Annotated in this window: 13 protein-coding genes and 1 pseudogene; 10 read left to right on the top strand and 4 right to left on the bottom strand. The window is 37.1% G+C overall.

Annotated elements, in window-relative coordinates; all coding sequences use genetic code 11:
* Positions 1–104 precede the first annotated feature (104 nt).
* The 3 genes from H6G06_RS23545 to H6G06_RS23535 form a co-directional block, all read right to left on the bottom strand.
* Positions 105–1,286, bottom strand: a complete 1,182-nt coding sequence (locus tag H6G06_RS23545; protein WP_190564493.1) for a DUF4159 domain-containing protein — start codon at positions 1,284–1,286, stop codon at positions 105–107.
* Between the two features lie 380 nt (positions 1,287–1,666).
* Positions 1,667–2,740: a DUF1822 family protein gene (locus H6G06_RS23540; RefSeq protein WP_190564492.1), complete on the bottom strand. Its 1,074-nt coding sequence runs from the start codon at positions 2,738–2,740 to the stop codon at positions 1,667–1,669.
* A 109-nt stretch (positions 2,741–2,849) separates the two neighbouring features.
* Positions 2,850–4,361, bottom strand: a complete 1,512-nt coding sequence (locus H6G06_RS23535) for a hypothetical protein (protein ID WP_190564491.1) — start codon at positions 4,359–4,361, stop codon at positions 2,850–2,852.
* Positions 4,362–4,743: 382 nt separating this feature from the next.
* Here H6G06_RS23535 and H6G06_RS23530 point away from each other — a divergent pair, with 382 nt between their 5' ends.
* Together H6G06_RS23530 and H6G06_RS23525 are read left to right on the top strand one after the other, a co-directional pair.
* Positions 4,744–5,235, top strand: coding sequence for a CAP domain-containing protein (locus H6G06_RS23530; RefSeq protein ID WP_190564490.1), 492 nt, complete (start codon positions 4,744–4,746; stop codon positions 5,233–5,235).
* Positions 5,236–5,411: 176 nt separating this feature from the next.
* On the top strand, positions 5,412–6,557 hold the full coding sequence (locus tag H6G06_RS23525) for a LysM peptidoglycan-binding domain-containing protein (RefSeq protein WP_242039832.1): 1,146 nt from the start codon (positions 5,412–5,414) through the stop codon (positions 6,555–6,557).
* 397 nt (positions 6,558–6,954) lie between these two features.
* Here H6G06_RS23525 and H6G06_RS23520 read toward each other — a convergent pair whose 3' ends face one another.
* Positions 6,955–11,646: an nSTAND1 domain-containing NTPase gene (locus tag H6G06_RS23520; protein WP_190564489.1), complete on the bottom strand. Its 4,692-nt coding sequence runs from the start codon at positions 11,644–11,646 to the stop codon at positions 6,955–6,957.
* A 640-nt stretch (positions 11,647–12,286) separates the two neighbouring features.
* Here H6G06_RS23520 and H6G06_RS23515 point away from each other — a divergent pair.
* The 8 genes and pseudogenes from H6G06_RS23515 to H6G06_RS23480 form a co-directional block, all read left to right on the top strand.
* Positions 12,287–13,945 carry a phage tail sheath family protein gene (locus H6G06_RS23515; RefSeq protein WP_190564488.1) on the top strand — a complete coding sequence of 553 codons (1,659 nt, stop codon included), beginning with the start codon at positions 12,287–12,289 and terminating at the stop codon, positions 13,943–13,945.
* Positions 13,946–14,474: 529 nt separating this feature from the next.
* On the top strand, positions 14,475–14,945 hold the full coding sequence (locus H6G06_RS23510; RefSeq protein WP_190564487.1) for a phage tail protein: 471 nt from the start codon (positions 14,475–14,477) through the stop codon (positions 14,943–14,945).
* A 101-nt stretch (positions 14,946–15,046) separates the two neighbouring features.
* A complete protein-coding gene (locus tag H6G06_RS23505) occupies positions 15,047–15,526 on the top strand; it encodes a phage tail protein (protein WP_190564486.1) in 480 nt (159 codons plus the stop codon).
* 15 nt (positions 15,527–15,541) lie between these two features.
* A complete protein-coding gene (locus tag H6G06_RS23500) occupies positions 15,542–15,916 on the top strand; it encodes a hypothetical protein (RefSeq protein WP_190564485.1) in 375 nt (124 codons plus the stop codon).
* Between the two features lie 138 nt (positions 15,917–16,054).
* Positions 16,055–18,463 carry a substrate-binding domain-containing protein gene (locus tag H6G06_RS23495; RefSeq protein WP_190564484.1) on the top strand — a complete coding sequence of 803 codons (2,409 nt, stop codon included), beginning with the start codon at positions 16,055–16,057 and terminating at the stop codon, positions 18,461–18,463.
* A 21-nt stretch (positions 18,464–18,484) separates the two neighbouring features.
* Positions 18,485–18,631, top strand: coding sequence for a hypothetical protein (locus tag H6G06_RS23490; protein WP_190564483.1), 147 nt, complete (start codon positions 18,485–18,487; stop codon positions 18,629–18,631).
* Positions 18,632–18,636: 5 nt separating this feature from the next.
* Positions 18,637–19,140, top strand: a complete 504-nt coding sequence (locus H6G06_RS23485; RefSeq protein ID WP_190564482.1) for a phage tail protein — start codon at positions 18,637–18,639, stop codon at positions 19,138–19,140.
* An 86-nt stretch (positions 19,141–19,226) separates the two neighbouring features.
* Positions 19,227–22,031: pseudogene (locus tag H6G06_RS23480) on the top strand (hypothetical protein); the annotation flags it as partial.

Raw genomic sequence — 22,031 nt, 5'->3', positions numbered from 1 at the left:
AGAGGCAAGACATTATTTTAACTAATTCAGTGGATCTAAATCTCCGGAAAAAACTTAATTATGTATCCCTTATAAAAGCGTGAAGCATTGTTATAAATTACGAATTATTGTAACCACTGTGTCATTTGTCGTCGGCGCAGGGCAAAATGAAGAAAATTAATGCCTAATTCTTGGGCTGTGCGAATATCATGGCGTTCAAGTATCAAGTCATCATCTAATCCCCAAGCTGCGGAAAGTTCACCTTCGACTAAAATAATTCCTCCAGCATTTAATATATGAAGAGTTTGTTCGTTGATGCTAGGAAGTTTTGCAAATAAAAAGGGTTTTGTTCTTAAGGGATGGGTGCGGTTTAATTCCTGCCAAGATTGTAAAGGCATTTCAAAATGGTATGCAATTATATTTTTGATATCTTCTATTAACATAGAGCCATCGCTAGGAACTTCAATGAGAATTACGCCACCTGTTTTTAAGTATTGATTGCAAGCATCTATTTGTTGTTGTTCCAGATTCAATACCTGCCAACCAGTGAGATGTATTAAGTCATATTCTGTAGGGTTTGTTTGTAAATCTATTTGTCCAACTTGTGCGCCTCCCTGTAAAGCTGGATAAAGTGTTTCTACAGATTGGATAAAATAGGAAAGGTTATGAAAATTGCGATCGCTCGTATTGAAAGAAGTGGCAATACTAACAACTGCCTGTGGTCTAGCTTGGGCTTGGGAACGATAGCGAAGATCCAACTCGTTAACTTCAGGAAATAACGCATCTCGTGGATTTGCTAATTGAACTCCATTGGGTTGTAATTTGATGCGACATAATTCCACTTCTCTTTCTGTTGGTGGACTAGTTTTTTCATCAAACCGAAACCATTCTCTAATTAGGGTAGAGGTATTTTTTTGCCCTAAATTTTGAGGTTCTACATAACTAGCAACTAAATATACCGTTAAAGTTCCAGTTGTAGGAGCTTCTGTGGCAATTCTGAACTTGCGATCAATTGATGGATCAACAATAATGGGATTACCTTCTACATCAATGGCAATTCCTGCTTGAATTTCTAACCAACGCAGATCTCGAAATCTTGCAGGTGCATCATCTGGTGGAGTAATCACTCGTACACCCAAACCACAGACTATACCTGGTTCGTTCAGGGACTGGTAGTGGACATTTTGACGATGCCGATGGTATTGATGCGCTAATTGCCAGCGTTCAGCATTCATCATCAAGCTGTCATAGACATGAAGCCGCTGTAACGGATTGATAGGTGGTGAGGAAAAAGATTGATGACCCATAAATTACGCTCACAATTTTGCACCGCAGACTGAAGCAGCTTAGATGGTTTCACCATAGGAAGGCTAAAACCAAAAAAATCTTCATCTATATGCTTGATAGATGCCGAGTAAATTAACTTATGCACTTCCTGCCTAAATACAGTTCCGATCAGCTTCTTTTCCTGCTCGTGCCTGAAGAGTTTACCTGGAAAGATAGCTTAACTTCCAATTATGCCCAGCTTCTTGTCTGCTGTCTTCTCATTTCAACCTCCCAGTAGATACACACTGAACCTGAGCAGATCAGTTTTGCAACGCTAGTCCAGTATGGTAAAAATAACTAGCCAGTGAAAAAAATTGGCAAAGGGGGAACTTCAGATTAAATACGCGATGCTTGATAAAACTTACAACAAAAAGTCTTCAGTAACTACAGCATCATTGAAACTAACTTCAACCTGAAATTGTTTGTCTGGAGATTCACTAAATTCTAACTGAATGGCATTATCAGCTTTCCTGGCAGTGACTTCTTGACTTTCTGACTCGGAAGTATTGGGATTCAGGGTAACTTTCAGCTTCAACCCTGATGGTAGATATTGCTTATCACGAGGAAGAACTTGTACAAGGATATCTTTCTCATTGTTTTCTGCTCTTTTTTGGTTGACAACTAAAGCGAAATTTTCGCCATTGAGCATTAGCCCAAAATCAAATATTTTTGTTCCCGAAACTTCATAATTATTTGACTTGTTTACGCTCCGGGCAAAACCTACATCTAAGTTAATTGGCAGCGTCTTCCAGATAATTCCTGTAGATTGCCAACCTTCGTCAAAAACTCCACTTAACCAATTACTCAGGTTTACTATGGTCTTACTGACTATATTTTTTGTGTTATTTAGACTCAAGATAACTGTGGGATTAGCTTTAACTGCTGATACTAAAGGAATTGCTGTTGCTTCTAAAAAACGAGCAGATAACAAAAGGTTATTTAGCTCATGGTCTAACCAGGCAAGCGGCAATAGATAACGACCATCAGCCTGATTTTTAAAATTCATTGATTGACAATATTGAATTAGTTGGTCTTGACGCAGAAAACCATGAACCTTTAATTTTTCTTCTTCTTCTAATACCTCTATTAAAACATAAAAATGAGCAGCAATTTCCAGTGAATTTATGAATTCTTGTGGGAGAGCAACAAAATCATCACTCAGGTTATCTACAGTTATTAAGCAGAGGTTAAAATCGCCTAATTTTAAATTAGAAACAACATCAGTTGCATTTGCATTTTCGGGGTGAAATATCGAGCAATTATCTCGATTAATGTTAATGCTGCGATTTTTTTCGCTCACCCATTGTTCAAAGCCAAGTAATGCTAGTGCATTTAAATAGATTTTCCATTGTTGCGCTTCGTCCAGGTTATGTCCGCTAATTTTTTTAGCTTCCTCAAAATGTTCTGCTTCTAGCCACATAAATTTGGGTGACAATTTACATCTCCAGTATCGTGAATAAACTAAGGCATTCATTATATCTAATCTCCTGCTGATTTGGTAAGCTGTGAGAAGTCATTTCATGATATTAATAACAGGAACTTGCTTATGCGATGTTGTGAATTGAATGTTTGATGTAGCGGCATAGCAGTTGAGCGAATAAGCTTCTTTTACTATTTTTCTTACCGCTTTGTATTTCTGCACGTGCTTCTAAGAATGTTTTATGCAGAGCATAATTTCTAATTTCTTCGGCAATATTTTTTAAATAGTCTGGGTCGCTGGAAATTTTGGCTAATTTTGTTATTAAGCCAGATTTTGTAGAAACTTTATGAATTTCTGCAAGAAATTTCTCTTCTGTCCGATATTGAACATTGTCGAGAAGGTTTTCTAATTTAAATATCCGCCTAGCTTTACACCAAGGTATTTCCCATAGTTTAGCAATCTCTCCTAAAGACATATTGTCTTGGTAGTAAAGTTGCAAACCTTTATATAGCTCTGTGGCAAAACTTTTGTACCCTTTGCTATTCTTTAAATATTCAAGATGCTGAGAAATAACTTCTGCTATTGCTTGATATAAAATTTTTTCAAACAATGCATTACAGACTCTTTGTAATTGCTGTAATTCAATATCTTCTAGATCTGGGTCAGTATGATAAGGTAATTCCTGATTAGGAACATAATCATTAATCGATTTATCATAAACTTCTGTAGGTATTGTTTTGAGAATCCCTGTTTTCTGATAAAGTTTATCCTGACGTAAGATTTCGGCAATTCTTTGAAGATGATTAATGAGTTCTGTAGAAGAATTCAAAATCATATTTCGTTGCTGCAACAAAACGAGCATTTCTTGCAATTGGTTGATTTTTGGTTCAGAACAACGTCCTTTTTTGTTTGACTTACGTCGATCTCGGCGGTAGACTGCATGAAACACCTCTACAATTTCACAGTCTCCTTTTTCAAGAAGTGGTTTTATAGAACGGGGCATCTCTCTACATAACAACCCCCAATCACTAGGAGTTTGTATCCCGAACTCCCACAGAAATAAAGTTAAATTTTGATTTTGTTTTGTTAGTCTCCAAGTCCAATTATCTAAGCTTTCACCACAATTTAAGTTGGGATTAAATTTCCGCAAAATTTCAACAGTAAAAAACTCTCCTTCTTTAGCTATTTGTTGAGTTGTGCCGTCATTATTCAATCTTTGCTGAGTTTGTCCTGTACTATCGAAAATCACCAGTGTTTTACCATCGTCATTTAAAACGAATGGCAGTAAATCAATATAGGTGAAAAGTAGTTCCTCAACTTCCGGTTTATAGGTGTGAGCGATTTTTTTACAGACGACAAGAATTGTCTCAGAAATATAGCACCTCAGACAAAATCCGGCAAAGGCACGTTGGTGAATATCGCCAGCAGAATCAAAAATTTCCCACAGCACAGCTTGAATATGCTTGTTTTCTTCTGACGATAGAGTGGGTTTGCTGACGAATTCGGGAAAATTTTTTCTAAAAAACTCCTGTGCTTGATGAATGTTCTTGACTTTGTAGCCCCCTCTTAGTTTGTTGTGTTGGACTGTGGGAGAATCAATTACCTGAATTGTCCAGTATCTTGATGGAATTAGCATAGTTCCTCAAATTATCTCGCTTTTTATCACACATGATATCAACAACACAGCTATTTATTTTACCAGAGACTATTGTTATGAATCTTTTGGAGAGCTACATCTATATATAGATTGCAGTTCTTTGAACATATACAGATGCTGTTGACTCACTGTTGGCTAAAGTATAAAGTATCAAGATTCAGGTAGTGGGTACTGACAAAGGTGACAGTTGAGATATTGGCATAATATCTTATATCTTCATGCAACATGGAGTTGGTAAAGAAGCTCAAGTCTGAACTGTATAAGTAGATTTTGCTTGAATCTATCTACAATTAGAAGCGAAGTAAATCGAAGATTTGCCGATCAATAAACTAACTTCCATCAGTACAAAAGAAACAAAAAAATGGCTAATTTCACAGTTAAGACAGGCTTGCTATCAGCTGCTATTCTTTTGCTTAATGTTGGCGCTGCACAACAAGCTCAAGCTTCTGTTTCAGACGAAGTAATTCAATTAGTTAATCAAGCCAGGTCTCAAGGGCGTGTGTGTGGTAATCAGAGATTTGCTTCTGTCGGTCCACTATCTGTAAATGGTAGCTTGAGTCGTGCGGCACAGTTGCATAGTTCAGATATGGCTGCAAGAAGACAAATGAGTCATACAGGTTCTAATGGCAGTTCTGCTGGAGATCGGGCAAAGCAAGCAGGATATCAATGGAGAGCTATTGCTGAGAATGTAGCTGCTGGTCAAAAATCAGCGAGTGCTGTAGTCCAAGCATGGCTAAACAGTCCTGGACATTGCAGGAATATTATGAATTCAAATTATAGCGACAGTGGTGTTGGTGCTGTTCAAGGGGGTGATGGCAAAATCTACTGGACAATGGTATTCGGTAGACGATAAACACTGAGTTTTAAGGGGTTAGCAGTTGCGCGAACTGTTTACCCTTTAAACTAATTTACACAAGTGTATAAGTTAATTGAATTTGCATTTATTTAAAAATAGAAGGAAGAAAAGCAATTACCTAATGCTCTTGTTTCTACTCAATTAAAAATCATACAATTCCCAGAAAGATACCTATGAACTTCCAACCTTATTTGCGACCAAATTATATGACTTCATTACTCAAGACCAAAACATTCCTCCGTAGAATTAATAAACTTCCTGGTATTTTACTGGTGGTTTGTTCGTCTTTAACCACATCATTTATATTACCTGAATTGAGCGATGCTGTTTTCAAAACAAGCAAAACAACAGCACAAGCACAACAAAGTAATGGAACTCAATATACAGTACAAGCGGGAGATTTTTTATCAAATATTGCTGAGAGATTTTATCGTGATGGCAGTGAAGCTTCCTGGAGAAGAATTTATGATGCTAATCGGTCTTTAATTGGTCCAGATCCTACTCAACTACGGGCTGGAATGGTACTGGTTATACCTGGAATTAATCAGTCTCCATCTACTCCTCCTGTTGCCAACACAGGAAGTTCTCAAGGAACTCAATATACAGTACAAGCGGGAGATTTTTTATCAAATATTGCTGAGAGATTTTATCGTGATGGCAGTGAAGCTTCCTGGAGAAGAATTTATGATGCTAATCGGTCTTTAATTGGTCCAGATCCTACTCAACTACGGGCTGGAATGGTACTGGTTATACCTGGAACTAATCAGCCTCCGTCTGCTCCTGTGGCTAACAGAGGAAGTTTCCAGGATATGTTACTAGCACTGGGACGAAGAGAAACTGGGCAGCAAAATCCTCCTTACAATATTGAGAACCAGTTAGGTTTTATTGGTAAATATCAATTTGGAGAAGCTCTATTAATCGACCTTGGATACTATCAAGCCAATGTTTATTATGGCAATGGTGCTAGTAGAAATGAGTGGCGAGGTAGGTGGACAGGGAAAAATGGGATTAAAAGTAAACAAGATTTATTAAATAATAAGAATGTGCAAGAAATAGCTATTCAAGAAGCTTTTACATTGAATTTGAATAGGATCAACAGTCAACTTCGACAGAATGGACGCTCGCTCAAAGACTTTATCGGACAACAACGAGGAGGAGTAGTCATCACCACATCTGGAATCCTTGCAGCTGCTCATTTGCGTGGTGAAGGAGGGGTTGTCCAACTGCTACTAAATAACCAGGTTTCTCAAGATGAAAATGGCACTTCTATTCTCGCTTATTTAAGAGAATTTGGCGGATTCAGAACGCCTTTTGATTAGAAAAATGCAATCCTAGCTATAGGGGGTGCATCAGTCAAACCTGAATTTGATGCACCCTAAATGGATATGTCCTACAAGGGTTCACCCAAGACGCATATTTAAATTCGGTCGATGTTTAGTGAATATTTCTGGTTCTTTAGTACCTATTATGCAAAAATTAGCCTAAAAAATCTCAAAAAGCTGACCAAGTATGAAAAAATAGGCATAATTTCTCACATTATTTCTTAATATTACCTCTTTTCCCTGTTCCCTCTGACAGAATGTTAATTTAGCATAACAAGTACGGTAGAGCCATATTTTTATAGGACTTACGCAAGATTTGACTAAAAACCTTATTCTGGCGTAGTGGTAATTCATGAATTACCGCTACTTTGGTTCTGTTTGCGTAAGTCCTGTTTTAGTTTAAAACTGTTTTACAAAAATTGCGATCGCTCTCATTCACGTTGGGATTATTTTTCCAATAATCGCGCACCCAACTGCAACCATCAATTAGTAGCTGATTTGAATCTAAGCTTAAATCCCACAAAATTAATTTTCCAGCGTTGTCTGCTGAAGCCAGGGTATGACCATCAGGGCTAAAATTGAGACTCCAGACGGAATCATTATGTCCTTTATAAGTTTTTATTTCTTTACCTTCAAGACTCCAGAGTTTAACTGTCTTATCTAAACTAGCAGTAGCAATTTTTTTACTATCGGGACTAAACCTAACACGAAAGACTCCAGCAGTATGCCCCTCAAGGTTGCTCATCAATTTACCTTCTCTTGTCCAAAGTTTGACTGTTTTATCCTCACTAGCAGTAGCAATCATTTGGCCATCTGGACTAAAAATAACACTATGAACTCCATCATTATGCTCATGCTCTATAATATTTGTGATTGATTTGCCTTTTCTCTTCCAAAGTTTAACTTTTTTGTCCCAACCAGCAGAGGCGATAATTTTTCCATCCGGGCTAAATGTAACACTATTCACGCCCTCCCCATCTTCATCTTGAGATTTTTTATGTGCTGAAATCCTTTGGATGACTTTACTATCCAAGTTGAAAATTTCAATAGTACCATCATGTCCAGCAGTGGCAATAGTATTACTATCAGGACTAAAACTTATTTGCCAAATCCATTTTTTATCATGTCCTTGAAAAGTTGTGATTTCCTTTCCTTGACGATTCCAAAGTATGACATTTCCATGACTAGTAGCAGCAGCAATTATTTGTCCATTAGGACTAAAAGAGATGTGAGTAAACCACCAACTATCCGGGGTTTTGAGAAATTTACCTTCATCCCATGTCAGAGTTTTTATTAATTCACCTGAAGACTGCCAGAGTTTAACAGTTTTATCCTTACTAGCGGTAGCATATTCTTGACCATCCGGACTAAAACTCACACTATAAATAGCATCTTGATGTGCCTGATGGATTTGATGTTGCTTTCCTTTTAGTTGCCAAAGTTTAGCAGTTCCATCTTTACTGGCTGTACCAAGTATCTTTCCGTCAGGACTAAAATTGACACTCCAAACCCAATCTTGATGCCCACCTAGTGTTTGGAGTTCTTGTCCAGATTCGCTCCAAATTTTTACTGTTTTGTCTGCACTGGCGGTAGCAATCTGTGTTCCATCTGGACTAAAAATCACACTAGTAACCGCATTTGTGTGAGCATCTAAATTTTTGATTAATTTGCCGTTAATGTTCCAAATTTTGGCTGTTTCATCTCGACTAGCGGTAGCAATTTTCTGACCATCTGGACTAAAATTAACGCTCCAAACCCAATTTTTATGTCCCTGCTCTCCAGCGAAGGTTCGCAGTAATTTTCCATCTAGGCTCCATAGTTTAACTATTCCATCCTGACTAGCGGTGGCAATAGTATTACCATTGGGACTAAAAGTTATATTTAAGACAGGTTTATCATGCCCTTTGAAGGTTTTGATTAATTTACCTTTCTCTGTCCATAGTTTAATGTATCCGTTGGCATCAGCCGTAGCAATTATCGTTCCGTCAGGGCTAAAACTAAAACTATTAACCTTTGTCTTATTCCCTGTCAGGGTAATAATTAATTTACCTTCCCTAGTCCAAAGTTTGACATTTCCATCCCAACTAGCTGTGGCAATGATATTTCCTGTGGGACTAAACCTTACACTACTTACTAAATCTTTATGTGCTTGAAGGGTGATAATTTCTTGCCCATCCAAACCCCAAAGCTTAACAGTTTTATCTTTACTAGCAGTAGCAATAATTTTACCATCAGGACTAAAGCTAATATCTGTGACTTCATGTTTATGTCTTTCTAATCTATTACGTTCGCTAACTTTATAAAGTGCCTCTTGTAAGAAAAGATTAACCTGATTTTGAATTTGTTTTTTTTCTTGAAGTCTATGTATTGTTAAATTCGTGGTTGCTTGATTCAGTTTTATGGATGCTTTTAAACCTTCTATTAAGGCATCAAAATCTAGACCTGAAGCTAAAAGAGCTTTGCTTGATAAACTTATAGCTTTAATTTCATTCAAACGCGCATTTTGTGATTGAACCCAAGCTGCTCCAGCGAGTATTAAAGTTAATACTAAACCGCTACTGAGTCCTGAAATTAGCAGTTTTTGCTTACGCCTCTGTAGGCGTTGCTCTTGTTGTTGTCTTGTAATACTAGCAGTAATAAAATCTTGTTCAGATTGTGTTAATTGTTCTCCTCGTTGCTTATACCAATCTGTTGCTATAGCCAGCCGCATTCCTTGTAATAATGTATCGGGATGAGGATTGCTTTTTTCCCAGTTACGCACTTCAGGTTTAATTATTTCTTGCCAAATACGAAATTCACGGTTAATTTCTATCCATTCGCGCAAAGTCATCCATTCGCGAATTAAGGCTTCATGGATAATTTCTACTGTTTCTATTCCGGCAATTTCATCCCATCCAGTTACTAATAAGCGTTCATCAGCTAACCGTTTCACCAAACTCCAATTTTCTTGTTTTACTTCAATACGAGTCGCTATACGTCTGGTGTCTTCTGTTCCTTCCCCTGGACGTACTAACTGAATAAATATTCTTTCTGCTTGTCGTTTCTCATTTGTAGATAGAGATTGAAAAACTTGATCTGCTTGTTGTGCTAAAGCTTTTTCTAAACCACCAATTTCTTCATATGCTTGATGTGTTAAATACCAATTTTTCTGTTTTGACCAAAGCTGTGTTAGTGCAAACTCTAGCAAAGGTAAACGACCTGGATGATTGTCCACATCATCAATTAGTTTACTGGTTAATCCCTCTTCTAATTCTACCTTCATTTTTAAAGCTGGTTGTTCAATAGCATCTCGTAATTCCTCCTTTTCCATTGGAGTTAATAACAGGGGGGTGTATTGTTGCAAAGCCTTACCTATTGGTTGGTAATCAAGTACTATACCTAAAAAATCTGCTCGCAGGGTCAGCACTAAGGTAAAGTTAGGTGCATGATTTACTGCAAACAACAGTGTATTGAGAAAGCTGTGACATTCGGCTTCGTCTATAAGAGTGTAAAGTTCTTCAAATTGGTCTGCTACTAATACAAAATGGTGAGATTCTGAAGACTTAATAATATTTTCAACAAGATTAGATAAGGCTCTCTCGTTATGTCGCAAGTTGACTTCAAATTCGATTTCAGTTAATCTGATGATAGTATTGTCTGATACTTTTGTTGGTTTTTGTAACAAAAAATGATAATATTTACTTAATGCGATCGCCAAAGCATCAAACGGATTTTTTCCCGGACGAAAACTAACTATTTCTATATTACCAGCAGCTTGTAGATGAGGAAGTAACCCTGCAAAAACTACAGAGGATTTTCCGCTGCCAGATGCACCAATTATAGGGACCAGTGGATGACTATTTACTGCTTCTGCTAATTTAGCAATAAACTTTTCTCTACCAAAAAAGAAATCTGCATTTTCCTGATGAAATGCAGATAACCCTTGGTATGGACAATCAGGAAGTTGGCCAGACAGTCCTCCTAAATCTTCCCAGTTCGCTGGAGGCGCTATGGTATTTTGACAAATAATTGGCAACCAGCTTACCCCCGGTAGCTGCTTTTCAATATCTTTGTCATTGGCAAGTTCTTTGAGTCTATCTCTTGCTTGTCTAACTGAGTTAAATAAAGATTCGCCTTGAGAAAAAGAACTTAAAAAATATTGGAGAAATCTTTGTGCTGATTTATCAGGTACAACTTCACGCCAGACAATCATGTAGGGAAGATTTAAATCTGCTAATTGTCTGGCTAAACCTAGTCCATCACAAGAATTGAAAATTGCTAATTTTAAACCTTTACTAATTGCCGCCCTGAGAGTATTTTTGATTTCTTCCAAGCTTAAACTGTCATCGGGATTAATATTAACTATACCTGTTTGACCATCACCTTGAGTTTCGCTATGACCTGCAAAAAATAGGATATCGTAAGCTTCTTCCCAGAGGGCATTAAAATCAGAACGATTTGGTTCTGTAAGAACTATAAGTTCTGCTGCTCGTTTCTGCAATTGTCTTAGTAATTCTTGATCTATACTAGTATCAATATTGGTGCTGTCTCCAAATATACTAATGATTCTTGCTCTTCTAATTTTACCAATAGTAAGTGATTGTTCAGGTGGTGTATTAGTGGGATCACAAGTGTTAAAACAAACAGATGCTTCACAGGAATAATTTCCCGCAAATAAATCCCATTCCTGCCAAGGTAGCCGATGTAAGATATCCTTGGTTGCCTCGGATACAATTTTCTCTGTGTGGATAACCAGACGAATTTCGGGGTTGGGGTATGGAAGCAATACTTGTTCTAATTTTGACTTGATAGGGTAGAGCCACTGATGAAGTCGATGCCGTAAAGACTCTGCATCATCGCCACAATTTGCTTTGGATATATGAGTTATCTGGTTATTTTTAAAACTACCTCTGGAATTCTGAAGTAGCGAGTAGTATTGTTCTTTCCAACGTTGATAAAAACCTGGAATTTCTTGATCTGCGGGTAATTGGACTTCTATCTGTGTGATTTTCCCCTGTGCATTGGCTGTCTTCACCCCAAGTTGATTTTTACTAAATCCGCGCTCAAAATTCCCATCGCCAAACTCCAAATTTACCCATATTTCCATAAGACACCCTCGATAATTTCGCTCTTGGTCAGTGGCAAAGTGATGTAGGAGTAATATAGCAATCCGATTTGATTTGTGATTTTATGTGTTGAGGCAGGGAATAGGCAAAATTTATCTTTTACGGGTTTATTCGGTAAGTCCAAGATGTGAGTTTACAAAATGTTGTTACCGTACTTATATAAACTTGACATACGCTGTATGTATATTCGCAGTTTTTGACCCCATTTTTTTATTTCTTTGTGAGAATCCGGGCTAGTCCACGTAGGTGGGCTTTATCTGTGTAGCCAAATAGGTTGCGGCAGTTTTTGCTGATTTGCAGAAACTGCGAACCAGAAGAGGGGTTCCACCCGTTGTAGCAACTGCTGTCCAAAATTCTATTTTCCCAGCGCAACTGCATAAGTAAAATTCACCGAAATCTATTCACACTTAGGTAGTAATAGTCAAACTAATGGAAGATGGCAGAAATATCTAGAATTTATACCCAGACTTAGGTATTGAGGTTTTTTCTTCCTACCTTGTTCCACTAGTGAGACATTTAACTCGGAAATAAAGCAACTTAGATTTTGGGTGTGTCTATGTATGACACCAATGAGTTGCCATCCTTACTACCTGGACAATTCCATTTAAGGACGACCATAGTATGGGCAGACTTGATTACTTTGCTCCTGGTGTATACGTCGAAGAGGTTGACCGTGGTAGTCGCCCCATCGAAGGGGTGCAAACCAATATTGGCGCATTTATTGGTTTTTCCGAAGCAATACGCAATGGTGCTGAAATCGGTAAGCCGATGTTGGTTACTACCTGGGATCAGTATCTAGAATATTTTGCTAGGGAAAATTCCGATGGTTATACAGACTTTGACGCTTATTTACCTTTTGCAGTCAACGGCTGGTTTTTAAATGGGGGCGCTCGCTGTTGGGTGGTTAGTATTGGTACGCAACTACCAAAACCAGCCGAAGAAACTATTCAACCGAGTCCTGACTCGACTGCACTGACCCTCAAAACTTCTGGAAAGCGCCAATCTTTGCAATTTAGCCTCAAACCAGAAACAGCAGAACAGGGTGCAGTAAATGTAGAAATTCTCCCAGGAGAGCCGAAAACCAACACACCTACTAACCCCAATGCTCCAGTCCCAGTCCCTGCGGAGTTTTTCACACTCAGAGTCAAACGGGATGGAGAACAACTAGAAAGGTTTGATAATCTCACCATGAACCGCGAGGTTGAGGAAGAGATTGGAACTTATGCAGTAACGGCGCTGCAAGAGTCAGAGTATGTAAATGTGGTTGACCTGACACAAACAGGACTCCCCCTGGTTCGTCGTCCTTTAGATGGGCAATTTGAGGTTAGTCCTCCTCCTGTATTACCTACCCAAGAAAACTTGGCTCGGTATGTACAAGGCGATCGCAACGACCGCAAAGGCATTCAAGGGCTATTTGAGATTGATGAAGTTACCATCATTGCCTGTCCTGACTTGATGCGAGCCTATGAAGCTGAACTTCTAGATCAAGATCAAGTCCACGGCATCATGGAACTGATGGTTGGTTTGTGCGAAAACTCAGCACCAAATCCACCCAACCGCATGGTAGTTCTAGATGCACCACCGGATAAAGTCAAACCCCAGCAGGTCAGCAGTTGGCTACTCAACGACTTCCAACGTCGCTCCATGTTCGCGGCTTTGTACTATCCCTGGCTGAAAGTTGCCAATCCCCGCAAAAACGGTAAACCAATTTTTGTCCCTCCCTGTGGTCACATGATGGGTGTGTGGTCGCGTACCGATGAAACCAGAGGTGTATACAAAGCACCAGCTAATGAAACTCCTCGCGGTGTGATCGGTTTAGCCTATGACTGTAATTTCCGCGAACAAGAATTATTGAACCCCCAAGGCATTAATTGTATCCGTACCTTCCCCGGTAGAGGAATCAAAATTTGGGGTGCAAGAACCTTAGTAGAACCAGAAAAAACGGAATGGCGCTATATCAGCGTTCGCCGTTTGATGAGCTACATCGAAAAATCTATCGAATTAGGTACTCAGTGGGTTGTATTCGAGCCAAACGATCAAGACTTATGGGCAAGAGTACGACGCACCATCAACAACTTCTTAGAACGGCTGTGGAGGGAAGGTGCATTATTCGGAGGCACACCAGAACAAGCATTCTATGTCAAATGTGACGAAACAATTAACACACCCGAAACCATGATTTTGGGTCGTTTGTATGTAGAAGTTGGTGTTTGTCCCGTCCGACCAGCAGAATTTGTCATCTTCCGTATTAGTCAATGGACTGGTCAAGAAGACGAATAAAACCATTCATCCTGAATATTCTCATTAGTTACTATTCACCCCAATAGCTAGTCATTTAGTGCAATTTGGTAATGGTAATTAAGAATAGGCAAGATGTGAATTTAGTAATTATAGGAATCATATTTGATTTTTGAAAAAATAGGGTAAGGATTCAGGATACAGAATGTTTGACACAGCAGGGAATAGGGAATAGGGAACAGAAGAGAAAATATTCTTCATCCTTCCTTCTTTCTACCTCCTGACTCATGACTCCTGAATTCTTACAAAATAGGTAAGGTGGACATTTTCCACCATATCTATATCTATATCTATATTGTTGTGGGCATTGCCTACAGCACTTAAAAAGTTTCAGAAATGATTTATGATTCCTGGAGATTTTTTTCATTAAAAATTACTAAATAATTGCTCACTAATGGCAACAGTAAAGCTAAAATGATAGGACTTTGGAAATTATGACAAAACTGGAAACGTAAAAACTTCAATCATCAGGTTTTTCCCAATCCAATAAACAGTAATTAGGAGTTAAATCGTGGCATCAACAGATGAATTATTAGTCAGTTGTAGGTTTTACTTTGAAGCTCCAGGGCTGCAAGATAAGCAAATCATGGAAGTTTCAGGTTTAAGTGCAGAAAATCCAGCCGCAGGAGGTGACAAAGTATTAGGTTCGGGCAAAAATGCCGTTAATTTACGTCAGGCCGCTCCTACTCAAGTCAAATTTACTCCAGTGGTTATTAAAGTTGTGGCAACCACTAATAAAGACCTTTATCAATGGTATGAAGACTGCAATAAAAATGATGGTGGTGCATCGCAATGGAAAGACAATCGTAAAGAAGCTTCAGTTACTGTCTATGATCAAGCTGGAACAATGAAAGCACGTTGGGAATTGCTGAATGCTTATCCCACAAAATATGAAGGACCTAAACTAGAAGCAAGCTCCAATGATGTAGCTAATGAAACTATTACATTAGTTCATGAAGGACTTAAACGAGTACCTGCATAGATAGGAATAAAGAGTTAAGAGTGCAGGATTAAGAGTTATCAAAATACTCTTAATTTTTAACTCTTAACTTACAAACAAGCAGAGTTTATACATAAAACATAATGCAGAACTTTCCAGAAATTCTTACCAGTTGCCGATTTTATATAGAACTAAAACTAGAGGGGAGTTTAGAACCAGTTGATGCTTACTTTTTGGAATGTAAAGGGTTCAAAAATACCCAAGATGTCGTAGAAGTTTGTGAAGTAACACCCTTGCAGTGGGGAAAAGCTAAATCAGGTCAAATGGTGAGAACTAAAGTTCCAGGAAATTTTAAAGCTAATAATATTACCCTCCGTCGGGGTATGACTAAATCCAAAACTTTGTGGAAGTGGTTTGAAGAAGTGCAAACAGGGAATTGGGCTAAACAACTTCGTGATGGTTCTTTGAGTATCTATAATCAGTCAGGAGAAGCAGAAGCAATATTTCAATTTCGGGGTGCTTGGCCTGTCAGTTATATGGCTTCTGATTTGCTATCCAATAGCACCGAAATTGAAGTTGAAGAAATGGAAATAGCTGTAGAAATGTTCAAACGAGAAAAGTAAAAAAAGTAAATTTCTATGTTGCAAACAGAATTTGAGTTTCGTTTACCTAAAGGATATCTTGATGCAGATGGTAACTTACACCGCATAGGGGTAATGCGTTTAGCCAAAGCAATGGATGAAATTGTGCCACTACGCGACCCCCGTGTTCAGTCAAATCCCGCTTATTCTACTGTGATTATTCTTTCTCGTGTGATTACTTGTTTGGGAGCTTTAGAAGAGGTTACACCTGTAATAATTGAAGAGCTTTTTGCTGCTGATCTCAACTACCTATATCATTTTTATCGTCACATTAATGAATTAGATAAAGATGAAAAAACAATATCAACGAACATAAACTCAAAATCATTAGAATCCTTAGCATCATTAGAATCATTAAATTCAGACGGTTGATTTTGGCTTATGTTGTTGTCAATTGAATATAGATCAGTTCCATCAGATCAAACTGCTAGAACATCAAGTAGGCATTAAAAGATAACAGCCAAAAAATATGGGAAAATTAGGAATTTATTTGAAAAGGAAAGAAAATTTATGAAACTAAATGAGCTAGTTAACTCAGTTGGTACTAGGGTAAGAGAAGTGACCAATTTTATTCGCTACCCTGTTGAAAACGTATCTCGAATCATGCGGCAAAGGATTCAGGGAGAGTATGATAAAATTGAGGTTCCTTTTATTGGTCAAGAACATGATAAAAAAAAGCAATTTGTAGAAAATACTCAATCTCAATCTTCTGCCAAAAATAATCGAGAAAGCACTCTACCTGTCAGAGATAATCATCTATCTAATGGATCATTAGCTCAAAAAGTAGAGTTGCTATTACCACCAAAATCAACAAATGAAATTGATATTTTACCTCTAAAAAGAAATGATGAAATTCGAGGACGTAGAGGCAGGTATAGAGTTAATAGTAATAATCCAATCAAAAATTTAGATAGAGCGAGGCTGTATGAAGGTACTCAAGTTACAAATAATAAACCAATTTTGATTAAGGAATATTTACTACCTGAAGCAGACTTTAATCTCAAGGAAGCAAGAAAATGTAAAGAACAATTTGAAGAATTAGCTGGTGTAAATCTCAAAAAAATTGGCGGACAGGATTTTCGCTTAATAATTCCTTGGGATGCGATCGCACCTAGAGATGAAAGACGCTGTTATCTCATTACTGAACCGATTGAAAATAGCATAACCCTAAGAGAATACATAGAGCAAAAAAACTGTCCTATGACTTCTCTACAGGTACGAGAATTTCTAAAACAGGTATTACAAACTTTGTGGTTTCTCCACAACCAAAAAATACGTTTACCCAATGGTGAAGTACGTTATGGTTTACCTCATGGAAATCTCTCACTTAATAGTATACTCATTGTCCAAAATGAAGAAAAATCTCTGGCTGAAACTCCGCAGTTTTTTATCTATTTAGGTGATTTAGCTCTTTGGGAAGATTTGTTCCAACCGCGCAATCTTCCAAGTGTTAATCATTCAGTTAACAAAGATTTAAGTGAATTGGGATATCTTAGCTTTTATTTATTATTAGGAGGAGATAAAGACCCCTTATTTGGACAAGCACTTAATCCTAAACATGAACAACATTGGTCAACAGTAGATGATATTTACCTCAAAAATTTTATTCAGTCTCTTATAGGTATTAACTCTCCTTTTGCTAATGCAGAACAAGCTCGTCAAGCCCTATTAGCAGCACCATTCTTACCCTTATTAATCGATCCACAGACCGAAAAAAAAATAACAGAACCTCAAGCAAAATATGCTCAAATATTTAATTCTAGAATTCTGATATTTTGTATAATTAGCAGTGTTTTTGGTTTGATATTGTTTTTATTTATACAGGCATTAATCAATAAATTCTTTACGGGAAAACCGCTTATTTTAAATGCAAGCTCTTTCCAATACAAGAAGATAAAAGATGTAGATATAAAGGGTATTCCACCCTCTAATTTTAGATATACGGCATCAAAATCGGAAGGAACGTGGGATTCATTAATATATTATATGAATAAAAATAAGCGTATTAAGCGTACTAGCTTAGTATCTTTTGGCAAAACATTTGAAGAAGAGCTTCAGCAACGTGGTATGGCATTGAATCTAACCTATCGACCTGTTTCAGTGATTAATGATAATACCTTTGCTATGTTGAAAAACAAACAAACTGATTTTTTGATAATCAATTTAGTGAATAAGTTTGACAACAAACTTAAAGCAAATGAATTTAGTTATTCAACAATTGCTTATGATGGCATAGTGATATTTGTACCCTTTAGTGATTCACAAAGAAGCGGAAGTATTTCTGAAGCTTTGAAGGGAAAAATTACTTTTGAACAATTACGTAAACTCTATACTCGTCAAATAACTTCTTGGCAACAACTAGATAAAAACTTACCAGATTTAAAAGTCCAACTCTATATACCGAATGAAGAAGAGGTAATAAATCGATTTAAAGCGGCCACATTCAATAATCATCCAGAGGGACTTAAACGTTTTCAAGAATTAATTGCAACAGGAGAAATTATAAAACAAGAAACAAGAGAAACACTAGGAAAGCAAATTCTGGGTGATTTTGAAAATGATAGAAATGCTGGTATTGGGTTTGGACTTTTAAGTAAAGTTTTTGGTCAATGCTCGGTTTATCCTTTAAGTTTAGGTCAACCTGGTAAAGAAATACAAACATTAATTCAAAAGGATGGTAATGACATAAACCCAAAAACTGATTTGTGCAATGATAAGGGAAGTTATTACCCAAATATTGATGTTTTTGCTCAAAAAAAATATCCTCTAGGATATGAAATTGTAGTAGTTTATCCCCAATCTTCTGGAGTTTCTCCAGTTATTGCAGTGGGGGCAAAATTCGCTGAAAGTTTACAGACTGATGAGGGACAATATTTAATACGTGCAACAGGCTTAGTACCGATTAGAAAAGAAAACTAGTAACTTGAATTTCAAAATATCATGAATAAAAAATCATCCATTTCTGAGTTAGCGAATAAAGCCTTACAAGACAGATTCATTATCCAAAAATTGAGTGATAAGGTTTACGAATTAATGTTACAAGATTTAAGACTACAACGAGATCGCTCTCAAAATTATCAGGTGTAATTATCATGGTAAGAAATAATAGTACGAACTACGAACTGAATTACGTTACAGCCAATCGTTTTTATGTAGAAATGCAAAGTAATATTACTGCTTCATTTAGTGAATGCGGTGGTATAGGCGTAACAATTAAGAAAGAAGTTTTTTATGAAGGTGGTGTCAATGAACAACAAAGAGTTATTTTAAGTCAACCTCAATTTTCTGATGTGACACTTAAAAGAGGTATTACTGATGATTTAAGTTTTTGGGAGTGGATAAGTAATGTTAAAATTCAACGCCGTAACGTGAATATTTTACTATTCAACCAAGCTGGAGAAACTATGCAGTGTTGGACACTAGTTGCGGCTGTTCCCATTGGTTGGAAAGCACCAGCATTACAAGCTTCTTCTACTACAGTAGCTATTGAAGAATTAACTCTAGCATACGAAGGATTGAAAATTACAAAAGGAGGAGGAGGAGGAGGTGCTTTGAATCTCTCTAAACGCCATACATCTGGATATTTTATTACCTAATATTGCTATTAAGAAATAGCTAACTTTTCCTACTTCTAAACAGGGTTAAAACTTATTATCATTTCCCTTTTAATGGGGGAACAATTATGACTCTCAACCCCCTTGGAATTCAAAACTATTTACTAGCTCCTCGGACACTTGGACAGAAATTTAAATTACTCAAACCACAGCCTCCGTTGGGACAGAACTTGCGGAGAAACGAATTTTTGTCACCATTGCTTCAAACTCAAACAGAACCTTTCAATGTTAACGAAACAACAGAATTAGAACGGGTAAGATTTTCTGATCCACCAAGCGCAGATTTTTCTAAAAATCAAGTTACAAATTCGCCGACCTTTCCAACTTCCACTTCAGCAAGTATAGATGTAAATGAAATTGCTGTTCAACCGCAGTTAGCAACTCAACCTCAAACCGAAATATCTACTACAGTAGATAAAATTCCGGTTCAACCAAAATTCCCAACTCAACCTCAAACCGAAATATCTACTACAGTAGATAAAATTCCGGTTCAACCAAAATTACCAACTCAACCTCAAACCGAAATATCTACTACAGTAGATGAAATTCCGGTTCAACCGCAGTTAGCAACTCAACCTCAACCACAAATATCTACAAATACAGTAGATGAAATTCCGGTTCAACCGCAGTTAGCAACTCAACCTCAACCACAAATATCTATAAATTCAATAGATGAAATTCCGGTTCAACCTCAATTATCATCTCAACCTCAAACCGAAATATCTACAAATACAGTAGATAAAATTCCGGTTCAACCAAAATTACCAACTCAATCTCAAACCGAAATATCTACAAAGACAGTAGATGAAATTGCTGTTCAACCTCAATTATCATCTCAACCTCAACCACAAATATCTACAAATACAACAGTAGATGAAATTCCGGTTCAACCAAAATTACCAACTCAACCTCAACCACAAATATCTACAAATACAACAGTAGATGAAATTCCGGTTCAACCAAAATTACCAACTCAACCTCAACCAGAAATATCTACAAATACAGTAAATGAAATTGCTGTTCAACCAAAATTACCAACTCAACCTCAACCACAAATATCTACTACAGTAGATAAAATTCCGGTTCAACCAAAATTACCAACTCAACCTCAACCACAAATATCTACTACAGTAGATGAAATTGCTGTTCAACCAAAATTACCAACTCAACCTCAACCACAAATATCTACTACAGTAGATGAAATTGCTGTTCAACCAAAATTACCAACTCAACCTCAACCACAAATATCTACTACAGTAGATGAAATTGCTGTTCAACCAAAATTACCAACTCAACCTCAACCACAAATATCTACTACAGTAGATAAAATTCCGGTTCAACCAAAATTACCAACTCAACCTCAACCACAAATATCTACTACAGTAGATAAAATTCCGGTTCAACCAAAATTACCAACTCAACCTCAAACCGAAATATCTACTACAGTAGATAAAATTCCGGTTCAACCAAAATTACCAACTCAACCTCAACCACAAATATCTACTACAGTAGATAAAATTCCGGTTCAACCAAAATTACCAACTCAACCTCAAACCGAAATATCTACTACAGTAGATAAAATTCCGGTTCAACCAAAATTACCAACTCAACCTCAACCACAAATATCTACTACAGTAGATAAAATTCCGGTTCAACCAAAATTACCAACTCAACCTCAAACCGAAATATCTACTACAGTAGATAAAATTCCGGTTCAACCAAAATTACCAACTCAACCTCAACCACAAATATCTACTACAGTAGATAAAATTCCGGTTCAACCAAAATTACCAACTCAACCTCAACCAGAAATATTTACTACAGTAGATAAAATTCCGGTTCAACCTCAATTACCAACTCAACCTCAAACCGAAATATCTACAAATACAGTAGATAAAATTCCGGTTCAACCTCAATTACCAACTCAACCTCAAACTGAAATATCTACAAATACAGTAGATGAAATTCCGGTTCAACCTCAATTACCAACTCAACCTCAAACTGAAATATCTACAAATACAGTAGATGAAATTCCGGTTCAACCTCAATTACCAACTCAACCTCAAACTGAAATATCTACAAATACAGTAGATGAAATTCCGGTTCAACCTCAATTATCATCTCAACCTCAAACTGAAATATCTACAAATACAGTAGATGAAATTCCGGTTCAACCTCAATTATCATCTCAACCTCAAACTGAAATATCTACAAATACAGTAGATGAAATTCCGGTTCAACCTCAATTATCATCTCAACCTCAAACTGAAATATCTACAAATACAGTAGATGAAATTCCGGTTCAACCTCAATTACCAACTCAACCTCAAACCGAAATATCTACAAATACAGTAGATGAAATTTCTGTTCAACCAAAATTACCAACTCAACCTCAACCACAAATATCTACTACAGTAGATGAAATTCCGGTTCAACCAAAATTACCAACTCAACCTCAACCACAAATATCTACAAATACAGTAGATGAAATTGCTGTTCAACCGCAGTTAGCAACTCAACCTCAAACCGAAATATCTACAAATACAGTAGATGAAATTCCGGTTCAACCAAAATTACCAACTCAACCTCAACCACAAATATCTACTACAGTAGATGAAATTGCTGTTCAACCGCAGTTAGCAACTCAACCTCAAACCGAAATATCTACAAATACAGTAGATGAAATTCCGGTTCAACCAAAATTACCAACTCAACCTCAACCACAAATATCTACTACAGTAGATGAAATTGCTGTTCAACCGCAGTTAGCAACTCAACCTCAAACCGAAATATCTACAAATACAGTAGATGAAATTGCTGTTCAACCTCAATTACCAACTCAACCTCAAACCGAAATATCTACTACAGTAGAT

The organism is Anabaena sphaerica FACHB-251, from assembly GCF_014696825.1.
Lineage (GTDB): Bacteria > Cyanobacteriota > Cyanobacteriia > Cyanobacteriales > Nostocaceae > RDYJ01.
Note: the sequence above shows the minus strand (reverse complement) of the source record. Positions and strands in the feature narration are given on the sequence as shown.